18 protein-coding genes are annotated in these 17,777 nt (G+C 66.0%); 15 read left to right on the forward strand and 3 right to left on the reverse strand.

From position 1 onward, the window contains the following. Positions 1-134: 134 nt before the first annotated feature. Positions 135-3,587: a DEAD/DEAH box helicase gene (locus tag ElP_RS27405; protein ID WP_145275683.1), complete on the forward strand. Its 3,453-nt coding sequence runs from the start codon at positions 135-137 to the stop codon at positions 3,585-3,587. A gap of 51 nt (positions 3,588-3,638) precedes the next feature. Next, positions 3,639-4,085 (forward strand): hypothetical protein, encoded by a 447-nt coding sequence (locus ElP_RS27410; RefSeq protein ID WP_145275685.1) that lies wholly within the window; start codon positions 3,639-3,641, stop codon positions 4,083-4,085. Here the strand turns inward: ElP_RS27410 and ElP_RS27415 are convergent. Further along, positions 4,074-5,228 (reverse strand): ISAs1 family transposase, encoded by a 1,155-nt coding sequence (locus ElP_RS27415; protein WP_145271338.1) that lies wholly within the window; start codon positions 5,226-5,228, stop codon positions 4,074-4,076. The genes ElP_RS27410 and ElP_RS27415 overlap by 12 nt on opposite strands. An 83-nt stretch (positions 5,229-5,311) precedes the next feature. On the opposite strand from ElP_RS27415, the gene ElP_RS27420 reads away from it, so the two are divergent. The 7 genes from ElP_RS27420 to ElP_RS27450 all read left to right on the forward strand — a co-directional run bounded on the left by ElP_RS27420 (position 5,312) and on the right by ElP_RS27450 (position 11,711). Next, positions 5,312-5,815, forward strand: a complete 504-nt coding sequence (locus ElP_RS27420) for a hypothetical protein (protein WP_145275686.1) — start codon at positions 5,312-5,314, stop codon at positions 5,813-5,815. Between the two features lie 54 nt (positions 5,816-5,869). Next, the gene (locus ElP_RS27425) at positions 5,870-6,238 is read left to right on the forward strand and encodes a S16 family serine protease (RefSeq protein WP_197446417.1); all 369 of its coding nucleotides are present in this window, start codon (positions 5,870-5,872) and stop codon (positions 6,236-6,238) included. 158 nt (positions 6,239-6,396) lie between these two features. Continuing rightward, complete coding sequence (locus ElP_RS27430) at positions 6,397-7,635, forward strand: ABC-three component system protein (protein WP_145275688.1); 1,239 nt, start codon at positions 6,397-6,399, stop codon at positions 7,633-7,635. Then, positions 7,632-8,141, forward strand: a complete 510-nt coding sequence (locus ElP_RS27435; RefSeq protein ID WP_145275690.1) for a three component ABC system middle component — start codon at positions 7,632-7,634, stop codon at positions 8,139-8,141. Before ElP_RS27430 ends, ElP_RS27435 begins: the two co-directional genes overlap by 4 nt. After that, complete coding sequence (locus ElP_RS27440) at positions 8,138-10,120, forward strand: DUF3732 domain-containing protein (RefSeq protein ID WP_197446418.1); 1,983 nt, start codon at positions 8,138-8,140, stop codon at positions 10,118-10,120. The genes ElP_RS27435 and ElP_RS27440 overlap by 4 nt, the downstream gene beginning before the upstream one ends. A gap of 224 nt (positions 10,121-10,344) precedes the next feature. Next, the gene (locus tag ElP_RS27445; protein ID WP_145275694.1) at positions 10,345-11,019 is read left to right on the forward strand and encodes a DUF2293 domain-containing protein; all 675 of its coding nucleotides are present in this window, start codon (positions 10,345-10,347) and stop codon (positions 11,017-11,019) included. Between the two features lie 53 nt (positions 11,020-11,072). Continuing rightward, on the forward strand, positions 11,073-11,711 hold the full coding sequence (locus ElP_RS27450) for an IS1096 element passenger TnpR family protein (RefSeq protein ID WP_197446419.1): 639 nt from the start codon (positions 11,073-11,075) through the stop codon (positions 11,709-11,711). Here the strand turns inward: ElP_RS27450 and ElP_RS27455 are convergent. Continuing rightward, positions 11,677-12,809, reverse strand: a protein-coding gene (locus tag ElP_RS27455) for an IS630 family transposase (RefSeq protein WP_145268065.1) whose coding sequence is annotated in 2 segments (ribosomal slippage) — positions 11,677-12,371 and positions 12,371-12,809 — 1,134 coding nt in all. Because the reading frame shifts where the segments join, the coding sequence is not laid out codon by codon here. The two genes, ElP_RS27450 and ElP_RS27455, sit on opposite strands and share 35 nt — an antisense overlap. 65 nt (positions 12,810-12,874) lie before the next feature. Here ElP_RS27455 and ElP_RS27460 point away from each other — a divergent pair. After that, positions 12,875-13,294, forward strand: coding sequence for a plasmid pRiA4b ORF-3 family protein (locus ElP_RS27460; protein WP_145275696.1), 420 nt, complete (start codon positions 12,875-12,877; stop codon positions 13,292-13,294). A 29-nt stretch (positions 13,295-13,323) separates the two neighbouring features. Here the strand turns inward: ElP_RS27460 and ElP_RS27465 are convergent, their stop codons facing one another. Continuing rightward, positions 13,324-14,265, reverse strand: coding sequence for an NAD(P)H-binding protein (locus ElP_RS27465; RefSeq protein ID WP_197446420.1), 942 nt, complete (start codon positions 14,263-14,265; stop codon positions 13,324-13,326). A 259-nt stretch (positions 14,266-14,524) separates the two neighbouring features. Between ElP_RS27465 and ElP_RS27470 the strand changes: the two genes are divergently transcribed. From ElP_RS27470 to ElP_RS27490, 5 genes are all read left to right on the forward strand, one after another. Then, a complete protein-coding gene (locus tag ElP_RS27470; RefSeq protein ID WP_145275698.1) occupies positions 14,525-14,845 on the forward strand; it encodes a cupin domain-containing protein in 321 nt (106 codons plus the stop codon). A 37-nt stretch (positions 14,846-14,882) separates the two neighbouring features. Beyond that, a complete protein-coding gene (locus tag ElP_RS27475) occupies positions 14,883-15,296 on the forward strand; it encodes a plasmid pRiA4b ORF-3 family protein (RefSeq protein WP_145275700.1) in 414 nt (137 codons plus the stop codon). A gap of 300 nt (positions 15,297-15,596) precedes the next feature. Next, on the forward strand, positions 15,597-16,433 hold the full coding sequence (locus tag ElP_RS27480; RefSeq protein ID WP_197446421.1) for a plasmid pRiA4b ORF-3 family protein: 837 nt from the start codon (positions 15,597-15,599) through the stop codon (positions 16,431-16,433). A 348-nt stretch (positions 16,434-16,781) separates the two neighbouring features. Next, positions 16,782-17,108 carry a hypothetical protein gene (locus ElP_RS27485; protein ID WP_145275702.1) on the forward strand — a complete coding sequence of 109 codons (327 nt, stop codon included), beginning with the start codon at positions 16,782-16,784 and terminating at the stop codon, positions 17,106-17,108. 16 nt (positions 17,109-17,124) lie between these two features. Then, the gene (locus tag ElP_RS27490; RefSeq protein WP_197446422.1) at positions 17,125-17,670 is read left to right on the forward strand and encodes a DUF6398 domain-containing protein; all 546 of its coding nucleotides are present in this window, start codon (positions 17,125-17,127) and stop codon (positions 17,668-17,670) included. Positions 17,671-17,777 lie beyond the last annotated feature (107 nt).

Genomic DNA, 17,777 nt, shown 5'->3' on the forward strand with positions numbered 1-17,777 from the left:
AAGACCCCGGGGCTGGTTCGTAGTGGCTAACGGAGTAGTACTACTGCCTGTCCTACAAGTGCGACGGCTGCCTCTACAACGAATTCTGCCTGAAGTGGAGTGCGGAACACGAAGATCTGTCGCTGCTGCCGTACATGAGCGGGACCGAGAAGCTGGCCCTCCGCCGGGCGGGGATCACCACGGTCGAGTCGCTCGCCACGCTCAAGGACTTCGCCCCCTCGATCGGAGGAGTCGATCCCAGGGAACTCGTCCCGGCACCCGGTCGGGAGGCGCTGGTCCGGCAGCTCGCCGCCACCTGGCCGGTCGGCCCGAGGCTCGACGAACTCGTCCACCGGGCCAGGAGCTTCCGCCGCTCGGTCCGCAAGGACGGCACCCAGGCCCTCGGCCACATCCCCGGCAAGGGGAGCAGCTCGCTGCCGGTGTCCCGGCCCGACGTGAACCCGAACCTCGTCCGCCTCTACCTCGACGCCCAGCACGACTACCTCGAAGGCCGGATCTACCTGCTCGGCGGCCTGGTCGTCGCCTGCTGGGACGGGGAGCCGATCGCCAGGCGGTCCGTCATCCGATGCACGGAAGGCCCCCCGAACACGGCGGCGAGCGAACGCCAACTCCTCGTCGAGTGGACCCGAGACCTGCTCCGGGCCGTCGTCGAGCTGGCCGTCCCCGACGAGCCGCAGGACGGCACGAAGACGGCCCCGATCCACCTCGTCTTCTTCGATCGTCACGAGCAGCGGATGCTCCTGGAGGCCCTCGCCCGCAACTTCCCGCCCATCCTGGAGGCCACCCCGCCGCTGTACGACTTCCTGACCCAGCTCGCCGCCTTCGACTCGCCGATCGCCAGCTACCTGGACGAGGAGATCCGCTCGTCCCGCAACTTCCCCATGACGTGCCAGTCGCTCCAGTCGGTCGCCACGTACCTCAAGTTCGACTGGAATCGGCCCGACCCGTACCGGCAACCGTTCCAGGCCCGGATGTTCGACTACCTGGGCAAGCTCGACATCGACGGGCAGACCGAATGGACCACCCGGCGTTCCCGGTTCGGCAGCTCGATCCCGCTGGAATACGCCTACGCCGCCTGGGGCGAGTTGCCGCTTCCCGGCGAGGGCAAGGGGGACGAGTTCGCCGACTTCCGGGCCGTGACGCCGGGGCTGTTGCGGGCCTTCCAAGGGCGGCGGCTGGAGGCCCTGGAGCACGTCGCCGACTCGATCCCCGGCAATCCCAACACGCAGAAGACGCCGTTCGTCCTGCCCGACCTGGCCCATTACGAGGACAAGGCCGACGACCTGGCCCACGCCCTGCACGAGTTCGTCACCATCGAACGGCACGTCGAGCTGGGCGACTGGAAACGCATCCGGCACGCCCCGCCCGAGCGGCGGGTGCTGATGGGCGAGACGCTGCTGGCCCGCTACTGCGAGGAGGACCAGGAGCCGGAGATCCGGGAGCGGGTCCGGGAGAACCTGGGGAAGTACCACAAGAAGCTGGAGTACGAGGCGGCCTTCCGGGCGGCGCACCCGCACGCCGGCAAGGTCGAGCTGGACAAGGCCCGGCGAGACGAGACCCGCTGGTCGCCCGGCGGCCTGTGGGTCCGGCTCCGGCTCGAATCGACCGGCCTGGACTGCGACCTCGACGACGCCCTGGCCCTGACCACCCTCCGGGCCGGGGACCGGCTGGTCCTTTTCTCCCGCTGGGCGCTGGACGAGCGCCTGCCGGAGGCCGATCGTAAGCCGTTCACCCCGACGCCCAAGCAGATGCTCTACGGCGACCGGGTGGACCTGAAGAAGATCGTCACCGCCAGGGACGAGGGGTCGAACCGCATCGTCTCCGGGGTCGTCGAGGTGGAGTTCGCCCCGCCGAGGTGGGGCGGGGCCGAGGGCTTCGTCTTCGGGTCGATCCCCCGTCCGCTGGAGGACGGCCAGCTCTGCACGCTCGACCACTGCCCGAACAGCTGGTACGGCTCCTGGTGCCGGCAGGTCGTCGATGGCCTGTGCGCCGGCGAGCCGAACGCCCTCCTCGACCGGCTGGAGGGCCGGCCCCCCGTCGCTGCGGCCCCGGCCTCGCTCCCCGGACAGGCCCGGTTCCTGGCGGGGCTCTATGCCTTCCACGCCGCCGACCTGCTCCACGATTTCGAGGAGAGCAAGCGGGCCTACATCGGGGCCTACGGGCGGACCCCGCTGTTGCTGGTCCAGGGGCCGCCCGGCACGGGCAAGTCGTATTCCACGGCCTTCGCCCTCTTCGCCCGCATCCAGGCGGCCATGGAGGAGGGGCGGGACTTCCGGGTCTTCGTCGGCTGCAAGACGCACGCCGCCACCGACGTGCTGATGAAGGAGCTGCTCGGCGTGCGGGAGCGGCTCGGCGAACTCCGGCGGTCGGACCCCAAACGATTCAAGAAGTACTTCGACGCCCGTCTGCTGGACGTGCCGATCGACCGTGTCGCCCCCCGTGACCCGCCGCCGGACGGCGTGACCCACCTGATCAAGGACAACGCCAAGCCGAGGGGCGAGCCGAAGAACGCCGACATCGTGCTGTCCGACCGCTGGTCACTCGTCGCGCTGACGCCCGGCGGGATGTACGGGCTGGTCAAGGCGAAATGGCCGAAGGATCTGTTCGGCCAGGACTTCTGCGACTGCCTGGTGCTCGACGAGGCGTCCCAGATGAACCTGCCCGAGGCCCTCATGGCGGCGTTGCCGCTGAGCCCGGACGGGCAGCTCATCGTCGTGGGCGACCACCGCCAGATGCCGCCGATTGTCCAGCACGACTGGGACTCGGAGGCCCGGCGGACGTTCCGCCAGTACGAGGTCTTCGCCTCGCTCTTCGACACGCTCCGGCGGCTCGACCCGCCGATGATCCGGTTCGCCGAGAGCTTCCGGCTGCATTCGGCCGTCGCCGAGTTCCTGCGGCAGGAGGTCTACCGCCACGACGGCATCCCGTTCCACTCCCGCAAGACCGACGTGCTGATCGCCCGGTCGCACACGGACGAAATGGTCGCCGCCGTGCTGAGGCCCGAGTACCCGCTGACCTTGGTCGTCCACGACGAGGCGTCCAGCCAGATGCGGAACGCCTTCGAGCAGTCGCTCATCGAGCTGATCATCCGCACGCTGGCGGACACGTCCGGCTACGGCCTGGATGCGACAACGGGCGTCGGGATCGTGGTGCCGCACCGGGCGCAGCGGGCGGCGTTGCAGCAGGCGTTCCCCGGCCTCTGCGTGCTGGACCCCGAGAGCGGCCTGGTCGCCCGGTCGGCCATCGACACGGTGGAGCGATTCCAGGGCGGCGAGCGGACGGTGATCCTGGTCAGCGCCACCGAGAGCGACAAGGGCTACCTGCTGGCCTCCAGCGAGTTCCTGCTCGATCCCAGGCGGCTGACGGTAGCCTTGAGCCGGGCGAAGCAGAAGATGATCCTCGTGGCGTCACGGACGGTCTTCGAGCTTTTCAGCCCCGAGGAGGAGGTCTTCCAGAACTCGCTGCTCTGGAAGAATCTGTTGTTGCGAACCTGCACGACGAGCCTCTGGAAAGGCTCCTGGGGCGGGCAGGATGTTGCGGTCTGGGGAGGACGGGTGGATGGTCCACGGCCAAGCCAGGCAACATGAGCCACCCTTCCCGCTTGCAACCCAGCCGGTATCGAGAGGAGATCAACTCACATGGACCAGCCGGACGACACGAGCCTGCCCTTTTTTAGTTACGGCCTGTTCCGCCCCGGCCAGATCGGCTACAGCCGGATTCGTACCTTCGTCCTGGCCGTCGAGCCCGACTGGACGATCATGGGTGAGCTACTCGAACGGGACGGGCTGCCGATCGTCGGCCAGGGGGATGATCCGATTCCGGGATGGCTCATCCGCTTCAACCCCTCAAGATCGGCCGCCGCCTACTCCGAGATCAACTCCGTCGAGCCGGACAGGCTCTACGTCTGGAGGGTAGCGAGGGTCTCTCGTGATGGCCGAGCAGAGGAGGCGAACGTCCTCTTCGGCAGGAGGCCCGAGAAAGGCAGCGTCCATCCCGAGTACCGGGTCTGGGAGGGGGAGAAGGAGCCGCTGTTCACCACGGCCATCACGGTCATCGAGCAGGGCCAGCGCACACTAACATGTTAACGCAGCAATGACTTCCATCAGAAACGTGTCGCTCCAGCCGCAGCCGCGGCGCTTCATGGCCAGGCTCTGTCGCCGGTCGGGGTGCTGCTTGAGGAGCGACAATGTGAAGCGATACAGCCAGGTGATGTTCGCCCCCAGCACCCGCTGGCGGACCCGCGAGTCATCCTCCCGGAACGTCACGTCGAGCGACCAATGGCACGCGTTCTCCACGGACCAGTGGCCCCGCACCGCGCGGGCGAACTGCTCCGCGTCCACCGGCAGGCTGCTGAGGTAGTAGCGAATCTCAATGCTCTCTTCGCCTCCCTTCACCCGCCGCGACGTCACGACGCCGACCGACCTCAGCCCCTTCCACTCCGCCCGGCCGGGCAGGGCCGCCGGCGCTGGCAGGTGCAGGTAGGTCCGGTGCTCCTCGCGACCGTGCCCGCGCTCGCTCGTCGTCAGCTCCTCGGCCCCCTTGAGATCCCCCTCCAGCTGTTCGTCGATGTGCTCGATGACCGCCCGATGCAGCGCCTCGTGGTTCCCCTTCAGGGCCAACACGTAGTCGGCCTTGCCGCGGACTACCTCCTCGGCGATCACCTTCTGCGCCCCCATCGCGTCGATCGTCACTACCCCGCCGCGGACGTCGATCCGCCTCAGCAGCTCGGGGATGGCCGTGATCTCGTTCGACTTCTCGCCGCACACCTCCTGTCCCAGCGCCAGGCCGTACTCGCCGGCCCAGGCGGTGACGATGTGCAGCGGGCCGAGGCCCTCCTTCGCGTCGCGGCTGCGGCGGGCCGTCTTGCCGTCGATGGCGACGACCGGCCGATCGACGCCGGTCGTGGCGATGGCCTCGTCGCGGAGGCGGGCGATCCAGGCGTTGAAGGCGGCCTCGAAGGCCGCGGGCTTGAGCGTCATCAGGATGCGGCGGAGGACATCCTTGCCGGGGATGCCGCGCGGCAGGTCGAGGAGGTCCATCAGGAGCCCCTCTTTGAGCTTCGCCCAGCGGGCGATGGCGGTGGGCCCGGCGGCGCCGGCGAGGACGGCCAAGACAGCGATGACCAGGACGCTGGGCAGCGGATGCCGGCGGTTGATGTGGGAGCGGGGATCTTCCAGCATCGCGAACGATGCCACGATCTCGTCGAGCTTGCTGCGGGTGCCCGCCATCGCCGACCTCCGGCCACCGGGTCTGGTTCACGACACGGTGGACGGTATACCCGGGCAGCGGGGCGGGCGCAAGGCCGCAGAGCTTGCCGGATTGTTATAGAAGTGCGCGCTGGCCCTGGGTCATCGAGAAGGCCATCGCAGAGAACGACCGCTTCGCATGGGATCTGGAACCATTCTTCCGCTTGCAGATGGCCTACATGCTCCTGTGGTGTTCCATCGAACGGTTCGTGTCGTTCAAGTATCACCTGGGTGACCGGGTAGCCGAGAAGGTATTCAAGCTCGCCGACGACCCCGCCTTCATCGACGCACTCCGTAGCCGGGTCTCCGGGAGGCGGGAGGTGTACCGTTCGGACGATCCGGGCAAGAAGGAAGTGCTGGACCGGGACAGACCGAAGAAGGCGCTGGGCTACTACTACCAAATCAGGTCCAACATCACTCACCGTGGCAAGACGGCCGTCCGGGATTACGAGATGCTGCTGGGCTCGCTGACCGAGTTGCTCGACATCTTCAAGGCAGTCCTCCGGTCCGAATTCACCCCGGAGACGGAAACTGTAGTGCCGCCCGACGAGCAGCTCGGGCTATTCTGATCTTCAGCATGCACGAAAGTCACGGCAGGCAGCTTCCAGAATCAGGAGGTCAAGATGGGAATCGCTCAAGCCATGGACACGACCGACTTCCACGTCGAGGCGATCGACCTGCTGAGCAACCACGTGCCGTGCGAGGCGGGCATCGCCCTGGTCGTGGCGGTCTACTCGGCGATCAAGAAGCACTCGGTCGTGGCGGGGCTGCTCGTGCTGGGCGACCTGTCGTTCCAGGGGAACATCAAGTCGGTGCGTTCGCTGGCCGAGCCGCTCCAGGTCGGCATGGACAACGGGGCACGGCGGGCCTTGGTGCCGCTGGAGAACGAGCGGAACTTCCTCGAAGTCTCCGGGGAGATCGTGGAGCGGGTCGATCCGGTGTTCTTCTCCGACCCGATGACGGCGGCGATGAAGGCCCTGGGGATGACGTGATTGGACTCTCAGACATTCGAGAAGATGTTTCTCGCAGGGCAGCAAGAGCCCAGAGGTCGCAGAGGGTTTCTTGAGGCGGTCGTTTTCAGGTAGAAGATCCAAATGAAACTGGAGCATGCCGGTGTCATTTCTATCCAGTTGAGAAAGTAGATCGCCAGATGTCTTCGAGTCCATCACCCTACGACGCCTCGGCATCGGCACTGGGATACTTCTACCAGTGCCGCTACGCCCTTCTCTTGGCGTTGACCAGGGTGGATGAGCCTGATTACTGCGTCAGCATCGAGAAGCTCGATGACGTTGCCTTCCATGCAAGCCCCGACACGCCGGGCCAGGCGGCCGAACTGCTCCAGTTCAAGCATCACTCGAACAGGACGGGGGGGCTTGGGGATAGCAGCCCCGACGTTTGGAAGAGCCTGAAGATATGGTCCGAGGCCGCACGTCAGAGCCGCATCGACCTGGCACGATCCTCGCTATGCCTGCTGACGACATCCCGTGCAAATGATCGGAATGCCGTCCGGTTCTTGCGACCCGCCTCCTCGACACGCAACCCTCTCCAGGCCCTCGACAAGATCACGGCCGCAGGGGCGAAGTCGAAAAATTCGGTCGTCCGGGACGCCTACGAGTGCTTTGCAAGCCTCCCGCTCGCCCAGCGTCAGGCCCTCTTCCACTCAACCTACCTCCTCGACGGGGCGCTGACCGCCGCCGAGGTCGAGTCCGCACTCGGGGCCGCACTCCACTATGCGGTCCACCCGAGGCATCGCACGGCCCTCTTGCAGCGTCTCGAAGGCTGGTGGTTCCAAACGGTCGTTCGCCACCTCGGCGACGAGGGACCTCCCGCCATCCCCGTGTCGCTCGTGCAGGGGAGGGTGTTTGAGATCCAAGAGGACTTCCGGCGTGAGAATCTGCCCGACGACCAGTGGAACGTCGCCCCCCCCGATGACGCCTCGCCCGACGATGACGGTCGCACCTTCGTCCGGCAACTCCTCATCATCGGGGTCACAGCAGCCCGGTTGAGCTACGCCCAGGAGGACCATTATCGAGCGTTCGCCCAGCGATCTCGGTGGGCCAAGGATGAACTCCTGGGCTTCGAGGAAGTCGCAAGGTACGAGTCCCGGCTCGTGGACGGCTGGAGGGAGCGATTCGCCATCATGAGGGAATGCGTCGAGGGCGAGTGCGACGAGCCGACGAAGACCCGCCAGGGCCGGAACCTCTACGACTGGATCGTGACGGAGGCCCCGTCCCGGCCCGCCCTCTGGGTGCGACCGAATTTCTCGTCCGAGTACCTGACGAGGGGCTCCTATCACATGCTCTCGGATCAGCTTCGAGTGGGCTGGCACACCGAATATGACCGGCATCTGTCGATCGATGCGGCGGGCTCCGAGGAGACGGAGACATGATGCCACCCTGGACGGAGAGGCCCGTCGAGATCTCGAACTTGCTCAACCCCGCCTTCGCCGGGGTTCTGCTCAGGAGGTCGGTTGACGGCTACACGTCCGAAGCGGAGGTCGGGATGCCTATCGAGTTGGCCTTTCTCGTCATGCCCCTCGGCCTGCACCCGGAAACGGCCCGCCGACTTCCTTCCAGGCCCGCATCCACCCCTCTTCACGCCTGGCTCCAACGAGAGGAGAATCGGGACGTGTTGGTGAGGTTCGACGAACGGGTCCGGTCGCTCGCCCCCTTCACCCGTGAAGCCGTGATCTTCGCCGCACAACGCCGAGTCCTCGACATCGACGAACAAGGCCGGATGATTCCGGGAGTCGAGCCGCTTCGAGGGTTCTCTACGTACAAGAACTGTGCCGACGAGGTGAAGGAAGCGGTCAACCGATGCTTCATCGTGGGCCGATGGCTGGCCCTGTCGGGGACGACCGCCACGATTTATTCGCTCTTGGGGGTGAGGCCATGAATCTCCAGATCCTCGCTCTGGCGATCTACAACAGAGACGGCGAGCGTCGGGAGATCAGATTCCGTCCTGGAGAGGTGAACATCATCACCGGGGCGTCGAAGACCGGGAAGTCGGCGTTGATCCACATCGTCGATTACTGCCTGGGCCGGAACAAGTTCACCATCCCCGCTGGTGCCATCCGTGAGACGGTCGTCTGGTACGTCCTTCACATTAAATTACCGAGCACCGAGGCGGTGGTCGGAAGACCCGCCCCCGTGGGGACCGCTTCGACATCGGCGGTTTATTTGGAGATCGGATCGTCGCTCGATCTACCCAACTTCGGCGAACTTCAGCAGAACTCGAACACGGACGCACTGGGAAGCTATCTCACCGAGGCTGTCGGTATTACAGCGAACGAGAACATCCCCCCGGAGGGCCAATCCCGTCAGTCACTACAAGCCAACGTCAAGCACGCCCGGTTCCTGCTCTATCAACCGCAATCACGGATCGCCGATCCAGATCTCTTATTCTATCGGATGGAGGAGCAGCATTCTTTCCAGACGATCAAGGACACGCTCCCATACTTCCTGGGTGCCACTGGCGACGGTCAATACGATCTCCTGCAACAACTTCGCCGAGCCAAGAGAGAGCTTCGCCTGCTTGAGCGTCGGAAGGCCGAGGAGGAAGCCCTCCGGGGTCGGGACAACTCCAGGGCGACGGCCTTGCTCGCCGAAGCTCGAAACGTCGGTCTGCTCGTGGCAGATGTCGGCGACGACTCCCCGGACAAAGCAATCGCTGCGTTGCGGGCGGTTCTGGATCGGCCCGCTCACTTGGTCGAGGATGGGGTGGGCGATACGCTGCGGGAACTTCAGGGGGCTCGGGAAGTCCTGCTTGCGGAATTGCGTGCGACGCAGAACGAGATCACGTCCGCAAGGTCATTCGCCCAGGCCCAGGAAGGGTTCACCACCGAGGCCGTCGATCAGCAGAATCGCCTCTCGGCGATCCGTCTCTATCGCCGGGAACCCGACGTGAATCGGTGTCCGCTCTGCGAGCACGACCTCGACGGCTCTGTCCCGAGAGCCCAGGCCATGCTGGAAAACCTCGGCAAGCTTGAGCGCCAGATGAACGCCACGACCCGGCAACGACCACGCCTGGAGGCGTACATCGGGGAGCGAGAGGATCGCCAGCTCGAAATGAGGCGTGCCTTGGCCGAGAACAGGGCGGCGATCGAGGCCGTCATCGCCCAGGAGGAAGTTCTCCAGAGGGATCGCAATCGCATGGTGGAACAGGCCCGTGTCCACGGTCGGATCAGCCTGTTCCTGGAGAGTCTCGGCCTCGCTGAGATCGACGACAAACTCGGAAACCAGATCGCCGACATGCAGGCAAAGGTGACGGCCCTGGAGGCGGATCTCGCCGATGAAGTCGTCGAAGACAGATTGAACTCGATACTCCAGGTCATCGGGACGTGGATGTCGAGCTGGTCGAGAGAACTCCAACTGGAGCATAGCGAGTCGCCCATCGGCTTCGAGTTCAAGAACCTCACGGTCGTCGCCTACAAAGACACTGGCCCCATCCGTCTCCCCCAGATGGGCAGCGGGGAAAACTGGATGGGCTATCACATCATCACTCACCTCGCACTCCACAAGCTCTTCGTCGAGAAGCAACGCCCCGTGCCCGGCCTCCTGATGTTCGACCAGCCGACCCAGGTGTACTACCCGCCCGATCCCGCTGAGGACCGATCGATCGACGATCTCGTAGATGAGGATCGAGAGGCCGTCCGTCGCATGTTCAAGCTCATCTTCAATGTGACGCAGGGACTCTCCCCCAACCTCCAGGTGATCATCACGGACCACGCCGACTTGAAGGAGGACTGGTTCCAGTCGGCCGTCGTCGAAAGATGGCGAGGGGGCAACAAGCTCGTCCCCGCCTCTTGGCAGAATCCCGTACAGGCGAGCCCCGACGAGAGTGCTGAAGGCGATGGCGACGGCGATTCTGTTTGATCACGAGGCAGCACGAATGTTAGGAGTCAGAGCTCGCATTGCCTCTCACAGCATGTCGTGAGTCTAACGACTTGGTCCTGCTCGGCGTCGAGATCGGCCTGGGCACGGAGGTCGAGTTCGGCCGTTATGCCGTTCGGGATAGATTGGGGCATGGGGCGGACCTGGCCTCCAGCCGGTTGACGGCGAACCACCGCCGAAGATCATGCCATCGTAGCGGAGGAGTCATGGACGACAAAACCTTCACCCCCGGCCCGACCACGGATTCCGTCCGGGCCGCCGACGGCACGGTCCTCGCCGCCCCGGAGGGCTGGGTGCTCCTGCCGACGGGGGACGCCGGGCTGACCCGCCGGGTCAAGGCCGCCGGTGACTTCTGGGTGGTCCAGGAGAAGGTGGGCCGGAGGATGTTCTCCAGGGGCGTCTGGGCGGCGTCGGCGACCATCGAGAGGATTCGGGCCGAACTCGACGCCGAGCGAGCCACGGAGGGCTACGCCAAGCGGAAAGAGGCCGCTTCCCGGCGACGTGAGGCGTCCCAGGCCGAGTACGTCGAGGATTTCCTCGGGGCGGTGGTGACGTTCCTCGCCTTTGACCCCGGCCACGCCGACCTGGCCGATCGGCTGGCCCATGCCGTCACCGAGCATGCCACCCCGGTCGGCAGCGGCACGGTCGCCCGGACGAAGCGAATCCCGGTCGAGCAGCGTGCCGAGGCCGCCGTGATCGCCTGGATGAGGCACCGGACGACCGCCTACGACTCGATGCCCATCCCCAGGGTCAAGGGGAAGCGGCGGGAGGTGCGGCGGATGCTCGCCCGGCGCTCCCAGGAGCTGTTGCAGCGGTATCGTCGGGGAGAGCCGGTCGGGGATGACTGCCCGCTGAAGCGGGCGTTGGCGCCCGAGGACTGAGGCCGGATGATCGGGGTAGGACGAGGCGACGGTGATGGCACAGGAGCGATCCCATGGCCCGGAAGAAGCCCAGCAGCCCCGGTGATCCGCAGCCCCCAGGTATGACCAACGCCGCCGGCATGCTGGCGACCTTCGCAGCGGGCGTCCTGACGCAGCCGGAGAGCCGCTCCCATGCGGCCGACCTGAAGCTCGGCCGCTCCGAACGGGCCGTCATCGCCGGGGTTCCCGGCCTGGACGTGGGCTTGAAGGAGCGGATCGACATCCCCTCGACCGGCGTCAAATCCTTCCGCTTCACGCTGGACGAGCTGGCCCGCATCTGCCTGGGCCTGTCCGAGGCGTTGCTCGATGCCGAGGGCCGGGAGGTCGTGAAGCTGCTGAAGGTGACTGGCAAAGTCACGGACGTGCTGGACCAGGCCGTCGGCGAACTGGCGAAGGGTGGAAGTCCACGGCGGGCCGCCCAGAAGGCCGGGAAGACCACGCCGAAGTCGCAGGCGACAAAGGCGGCGAGGGCCACGGGCACCATCTACCAGCTGAAGATCACGCTCAAGGACATCAGGCCGTCGATCTGGCGGCGGTTGCTGGTCCGGGACTGCTCGCTGGCGGCGCTGCACGAGGTGATCCAGGTGGCGATGGGCTGGGAGAACTACTGGTCGTCCGCTATTGAGTTGCCGGGTATAGTCGGTGCAGTTTGATCCGGGCATCCGCCGTGGTGAACTGCCACCGAATGCCCACCATCCGCTCGTTGCGGTCCTCCTCCCACGCCGCGACCTCCCGCTTCAGTTCCTCGCTCGACCCGATCCGCCGGTCCAGGCACTGCCTCGCCAGCACCGACAGCTCGATCTCCGCCATGTTCAGCCAACTCCCGTGCTTCGGCGTGTGGTGGATCTCCAACTTCCCGGCGATCCGACGGGCCCGCTCCGGCGGGAACGCCTCGTACAGCGAGGCGATCTTGTGCGTGTTCAGGTTGTCCATCACCAGCACGACCTTCTCCGCCTCCTCGTGCACCTCCTCCACCAGCCAACGCACCACCTCGGCGAAGTCCAACGCCGTCCGACGCTCGGTGACGTGGACCGCACGCCACCCCAGCAGCGGCATCGTCACCATGAACAGGTTGGCCGTCCCGTTGCGGACGTATTCGTGATCGAACCGCTCGAGCCGCCCTGGCGCTGCCGGGATCGGCACGACCGTCTCGCCGATCAGTTGCTTGCTCGCCTCGTCGAGGCAGACCAGCGGTCGCGTCTCGTCGTAGGGCCGGTGGTAGACCTCCAGCACGTCCTCCATCGCCGCCACGAACTCGGCGTTCGCCTCCGGCGGGATGCACCACTGCTGCTTCAGATGCGGCCTCAGTTCGCTTTTTTCAAAGAGCGGCGCACCGTCTCGTCGGAGATCGAGGGGACGATCTCCAACTCGACGAGCTTGTCGGCCAGCAATCGCATCGTCCAGGCCTTGCGGCCGTCGGGGGGCTCCGAGCAGGCCAGGGCGATCAACTTCGCCTCGGCCCGGCCGTCGAGGGCCCGCTGGCGGCTGGGACGGGCCTGCGTCTTGCGGACCAGGGCGGCCTCCAGGCCCTGCTCGACGAACCGCTGGCGGACCCGCTCGATGGTGGCGACAGAGACCTCGACGGCCTCGGCGATGCGGTCGTCGGGCCAGGCGGGCCCGCCCTCGGCGGCATCAGCCTTGAGGAGGATGCGGGCATGGGCCAGTTTCAGAGCGGAGGCCTTGCCGGCGGAGATGAGATCGAGGAGGGCCTGGCGTTCGTCGGCGGTGAGCGTCACGATGTACTTCTTCATGTCGATGCTCCTGAAGCGGTTAGGGCTCCAGGAGAACCGATTGCAGCCCATCCCTCAAGTCGTCAGTGGCCGACCACTACCACCTCTACGACTTCGAGGTCGGCGGCGAGCGGTACACCGACCCCAGGGGTATGGACGACCTGGACATGGAGGACGCAAGCCGGGTTAAACTCGCCCAGGTCGCCCCGCAGGGGAAGTCAAAGCTCCGCTACACCTACGACTTCGGCGACAACTGGCAGCACGAGGTGGTCGTCGAGAAGGTCGTGTCGCCGGAGGAGGGGATGACGTACCCGGCCTGCATCGGCGGCAAGCGGGCCTGCCCGCCCGAGGACGTGGGCGGGCCGTGGGGCTACATGGAGTTCGCCGAGGCCATCCGAGACCCCGAGCACGAGCAGCACGAGGAGTTCCTCCAGTGGAGGGGCGAGTTCGACCCCGAGGCGTTCGACCCCGACGCCGTGAACAAGCAGCTCAAGCGGCTGCGGTAGCGGAGGGCCGGTCGCTGATGGGGAGTGAATCAGGCCGGGAGGGTCACGATCTCCAGCGACCGCCGGATCGCTTCCCCGACGCCCATCGGGCGGATGGGAAACGCTTCCAGGGCCGCCCGATCCCGCACGACCGTCGGGTTCTTCAGGCCCTCGATCAGGTGACGCCCGACCACGAAGCTGGCCGGCGTCACCAGGGCCAGCCAGAGGCCCGACAGCCACGGGGTCAGGACCGGCACCGAGATCAGCCAGCGTCGCAGCCCCACCTGCCGGGCGTACTCCCGGATCAGGTCGCCGTAGCTCACCACATCCGTGCCGCCGACCTCGAAGGTGCGGCTGCCCCCCGGCGGCAGGTCCAGGGCCGCCAGGAGGTAGGCCAGCACGTCGTCCACGGCGATCGGCTGCGTGGGGGTCGTGAGCCAGCGGGGGCAGAGCATCACCGGCAGCCGGTCGGTCAGCGACTTCATCAACTGGAAGGAGAGGCTGCCGGCCCCGACCACCATCGACGCCCGGAACTCCACCGTCTCCACGCCGGAGCCCCGCAGGATGTCGCCGACCTCGTGGCGGCTGCGGAGGTGCGGCGAGAGGCCGGGGTCGGCGTCGTCGCCCAGGCCCCCGAGGTAGATGAGCCGTCGGACCCCGGCTTCCCTGGCGGCGTCGGCGAAGTTCCCCGCCGCCTGCCGGTCTGCCCGCTCGAAGTCCCTCGACCCGGCCCCGGACATCAGGTGGACGAGGTAGTAGGCCGTGTGGACGCCCCGCAACGCCCGGTCCAGCGACGACCGATCGAGCACGTCCCCCGGCACGACCTCGGTCTCCTCCCGTACCCGAGGCCGGAGTCTCTCGGGGTTCCGGGCCAGGCATCGGAGCCGGACGCCCCGCCGTTCGAGGGGCGGGATGAGCCGCCCCCCGACATAGCCGCTGCCTCCGGTCAGCAGGATCATCGGCGGATCGTCGTCCTCGGAGGTCGGCATCATTCATCACCCGATCCGGCCCGGTTCGGAACATGGCCCGCATTCGACTCCCATGTTAGCGTGCCGGGAGCGTGGCACTGACGACCCTCGGCGGTAAACTTGCCGATGATCTCGCTGCGACGACCTCCCAGCCGGACGTTCCGAGGCTCGCCGACTCCGAGGCGCTGCTCTCGTGGGCTCGGGAGGCGATCCGGGCCGGGCAAGGATCGACGAGCCCCGGCGGGACGACGAGCGATCCCCATCAGTCGGAGGGACGATCCCGATGAACGCCGCATACACCTTCACCGCCGACCTGCTCACGGAGGCCGAGCCGCCCGAGGACGGCATCCTGAGCCGGACGATTTACAACGACGAGCGGGTCAAGGCGGTCCTCTTCGGCTTCGGGGCCGGGCAGGAACTCTCCGAGCATACGTCCTCGATGCCGGCGGTGCTCCAGTTCCTCTCCGGCGAGACGACGTTGGCGCTGGGCGACGACACCATGGAGGCCCGCCCCGGCACCTTCGCACACATGCCCGCCGGGCTGAGGCACGCCATCCGGGCGAGGACGCCGACGGTCATGCTGCTGTTGCTGCTCAAGGGCTGAGAAGGCAGGAGTGACACCGAGCCGAGGGGGAATCCCGATGGCACGTCCGAAGAAGACGACTGCGAGTCCTCCCAGGCCCACCGAGAAGGATGGCGTGCGGCTCTATACCCTGGAGGTCTTCCTGATCGGTGGACCGATCACCGAGAAGTTCGCCAAGAAGAACCCAGTGGTCTCCCGGACGATCCAGATCCGTGGCGACCAGACGCTCGAAGACCTGCACCGGGCCATCTTCGACGCCTTCGACCGCTGGGACGAGCACATGTACGAGTTCCAGTTCGGCGAGGGGCCGATGGACCCGGAGGCACGCCGGTACGTCTTGCCCAGCGCCTTCGAGATGGACATGGGGGAGGAGAACCCACCGGCTGGCCGGGTGGACCAGACCACCATCGATTCGCTGGGCCTGGAGGTCGGTCGGAGCTTCGGCTACTGGTTCGACTTCGGCGACGGCTGATGGCACCAGATCAACGTCGAGGCCATCAAGGATACGGTTCCGAAGGGCAAACTTCCCAAGGTGACGAAACGGGTCGGCAAGAGCCCGCCGCAATATCCCGAAGAAGACGAGTAGGCAGCGACGGACCATTGACCGACCGGGAGGAAGACCTGCCCGCAGGGTCACCCTCTGGCAGCCAAAGAGAGAGATCATAAAATGAACAAAAGAGAAAACCCATCGACGCAGAGCGAGCGGGATGAGGCGGGGAGTGGAGGACCAACCTCCCAGACGAGTCTCTCCCTGACGAGAGAACCGCAGGAGTTGAAACTCACCGAGGGACAACGCCGCACGATCCTCAGATACGCCGAGTTGCCCGCTCACCTGTCTGGGCGACTGGCAGCCAAGGGCACGGCGGCAACGGGCACTCCGTTCACCCTCGATGAATTGGATGAACTCCTCGATCACGTCGAAGCGTCGGTGTATCGGGCGAAGGGGAATGAGAAGCAGAAAGTGTTGCGTATCGTCGAGAGGGTGTCGAAACTGCTTGGCAGCACCATCGACCCCGACGAGATGCCCGGACATCGGCTTCCGAAAAAGACCGACACCGTTTTTCAGCTCAAGATCACCTTGAGGGGCATCGACCCTCCGATCTGGCGACGCATCCAGACGACGGACTGTAGCTTGGGAGCACTTCACGAAGTCATCCAGGTCGTCATGGGGTGGGAATTCGAGCATCTCTATCGATTCCACATCGGCGGCCTGGACTATGCGGACCTGGGGATGGCGAGCTTCGACGAGGTCGAAGATGCCTTCGACACCACGTTGAGCGAAGTCCTTCCGGCGGGGAACCGCCGACCTCGGTTCGATTACGAGTACGACTTCGGGGACGAATGGATTCATCAACTGGTCGTGGAAGAACGATTCCCGCCCGAGAAGGGTATGAAGTATCCCATTTGCGTGGCGGGGCAGAGGGCGTGCCCGCCAGAAGACTGTGGCGGTCCCTGGGCCTACCCGGAGTTCGTGGAAGCGATCAGCAACCATGACCATCGAAGGCACGAAGAAATGCTGGAATGGGTGGGTGGCGAGTTCGATCCAGAGAAGTTTGATCGGAATGCAGTGAACGACGAGCTTCGGCGTATGCAGACAAAAGTGACATGATCCAGGGCATTGAGGGGGCCCGGCGGCTGCTCGTGGGACCGGGAGGTCGTGACGCTGCTGGCCGTGGCCGGGAAGGTCACCGGACGTGCTCGACCAGGCCGTTGGCGAACTGGAGGAGGATGAGAAGCCAAAGCGGGCCATCCCGAACGCACGGAGGACCACCCCGAAGTCGCAGGCACCGAGGGCGACGGGCACCGTCTTTCAACTCAAGATCAGCGCCTCGATCTTCGGGGGCTAGGACATCGCCAGCGACGATCCGGTCCAGGATCGTGACCTGTACGAGTACACTCTGGCGGACAATCAAGGGGGTCAGCACGACCGGGCAAATTCGGAGGGAGGAGCTTGCTCATGAAGCCATGCCCCGGCGATATCCGCCACAAGGTGCTGATCACCGGCGACGAATTGCGAGAACTGAAGCGGCATGCCTATTCGATCGCCGAGGCGTTCGGGCTCGACCGCAAGGTCGAGGCGTACAAGGGCAACCGGCCGCTCACCCTGTACCGCTGGGATCTGGAGTGCCTGATGGACACGATCGACTCCGAACTCGGCGATCCGAGGGAATATCCCGACAAGGCCGCCCCCGAATACCTGGCCCTGAAACGCCTCGCAGAGCGGCTCCGTGAGGAATACGACCGGCACTACGGCGGCGAGCGGGCCGCCGATTCGAGGGGCTGAACGGACGAGGAGCGGAATGATGGCCCGGCCCGAGCGGCAGCCGAGCAAAGAACCCACGATCCCGGCGGCGGCCCGCCCGGCGTATGATGCCATCGTGGGCCTGACCGACGCCTTCTGCCGGGAGCACCTGACCGAGGAGTACGAGGCGATGTGCCGTCGGCTGGCGGGCGTGCTGGCCCGCAAGCGCCCCTCGCCCCTGGTCGGCGGCAAGCCCGAGACCTGGGCCTGCGAGATCGTCCGCACGATCGGCTGGGTCAACTATCTCGACGACAGGGGCAGCGAGCCGCACCTGAAGCTGACGGCCATCGACAGGGCGTTCGGGGTCGCCGAGAGCACCGGCCAGGGGAAGTCGAAGGCGATCCGCACGATGCTGAAGATCCGCCAGTTCGACCATCACTGGACGCTGCCCAGCCGGATGGAGGACAGCCCGATGGTCTGGATGATCGAGGTCAACGGCTTCGCCCTGGATGCCCGGCGTCTGAGGCGGGAGATCCAGGAGGAGGCGTTCCGAAAGGGATTGATCCCGTACATCCCTGGGGAGCGGAGTGACGCCGAGGAGTGACCCTGGGAAAGGTTCCGGCCCCCCGGAGGCAAGCGACCCGTGGGCAGGTCCGTGGCCGGGACCGGGCCACTCCCAGACGAACCCGGATTCGATCTGCCCCACGAGCA

The sequence above is a fragment of the Tautonia plasticadhaerens genome (assembly GCF_007752535.1).
GTDB lineage: Bacteria > Planctomycetota > Planctomycetia > Isosphaerales > Isosphaeraceae > Tautonia > Tautonia plasticadhaerens.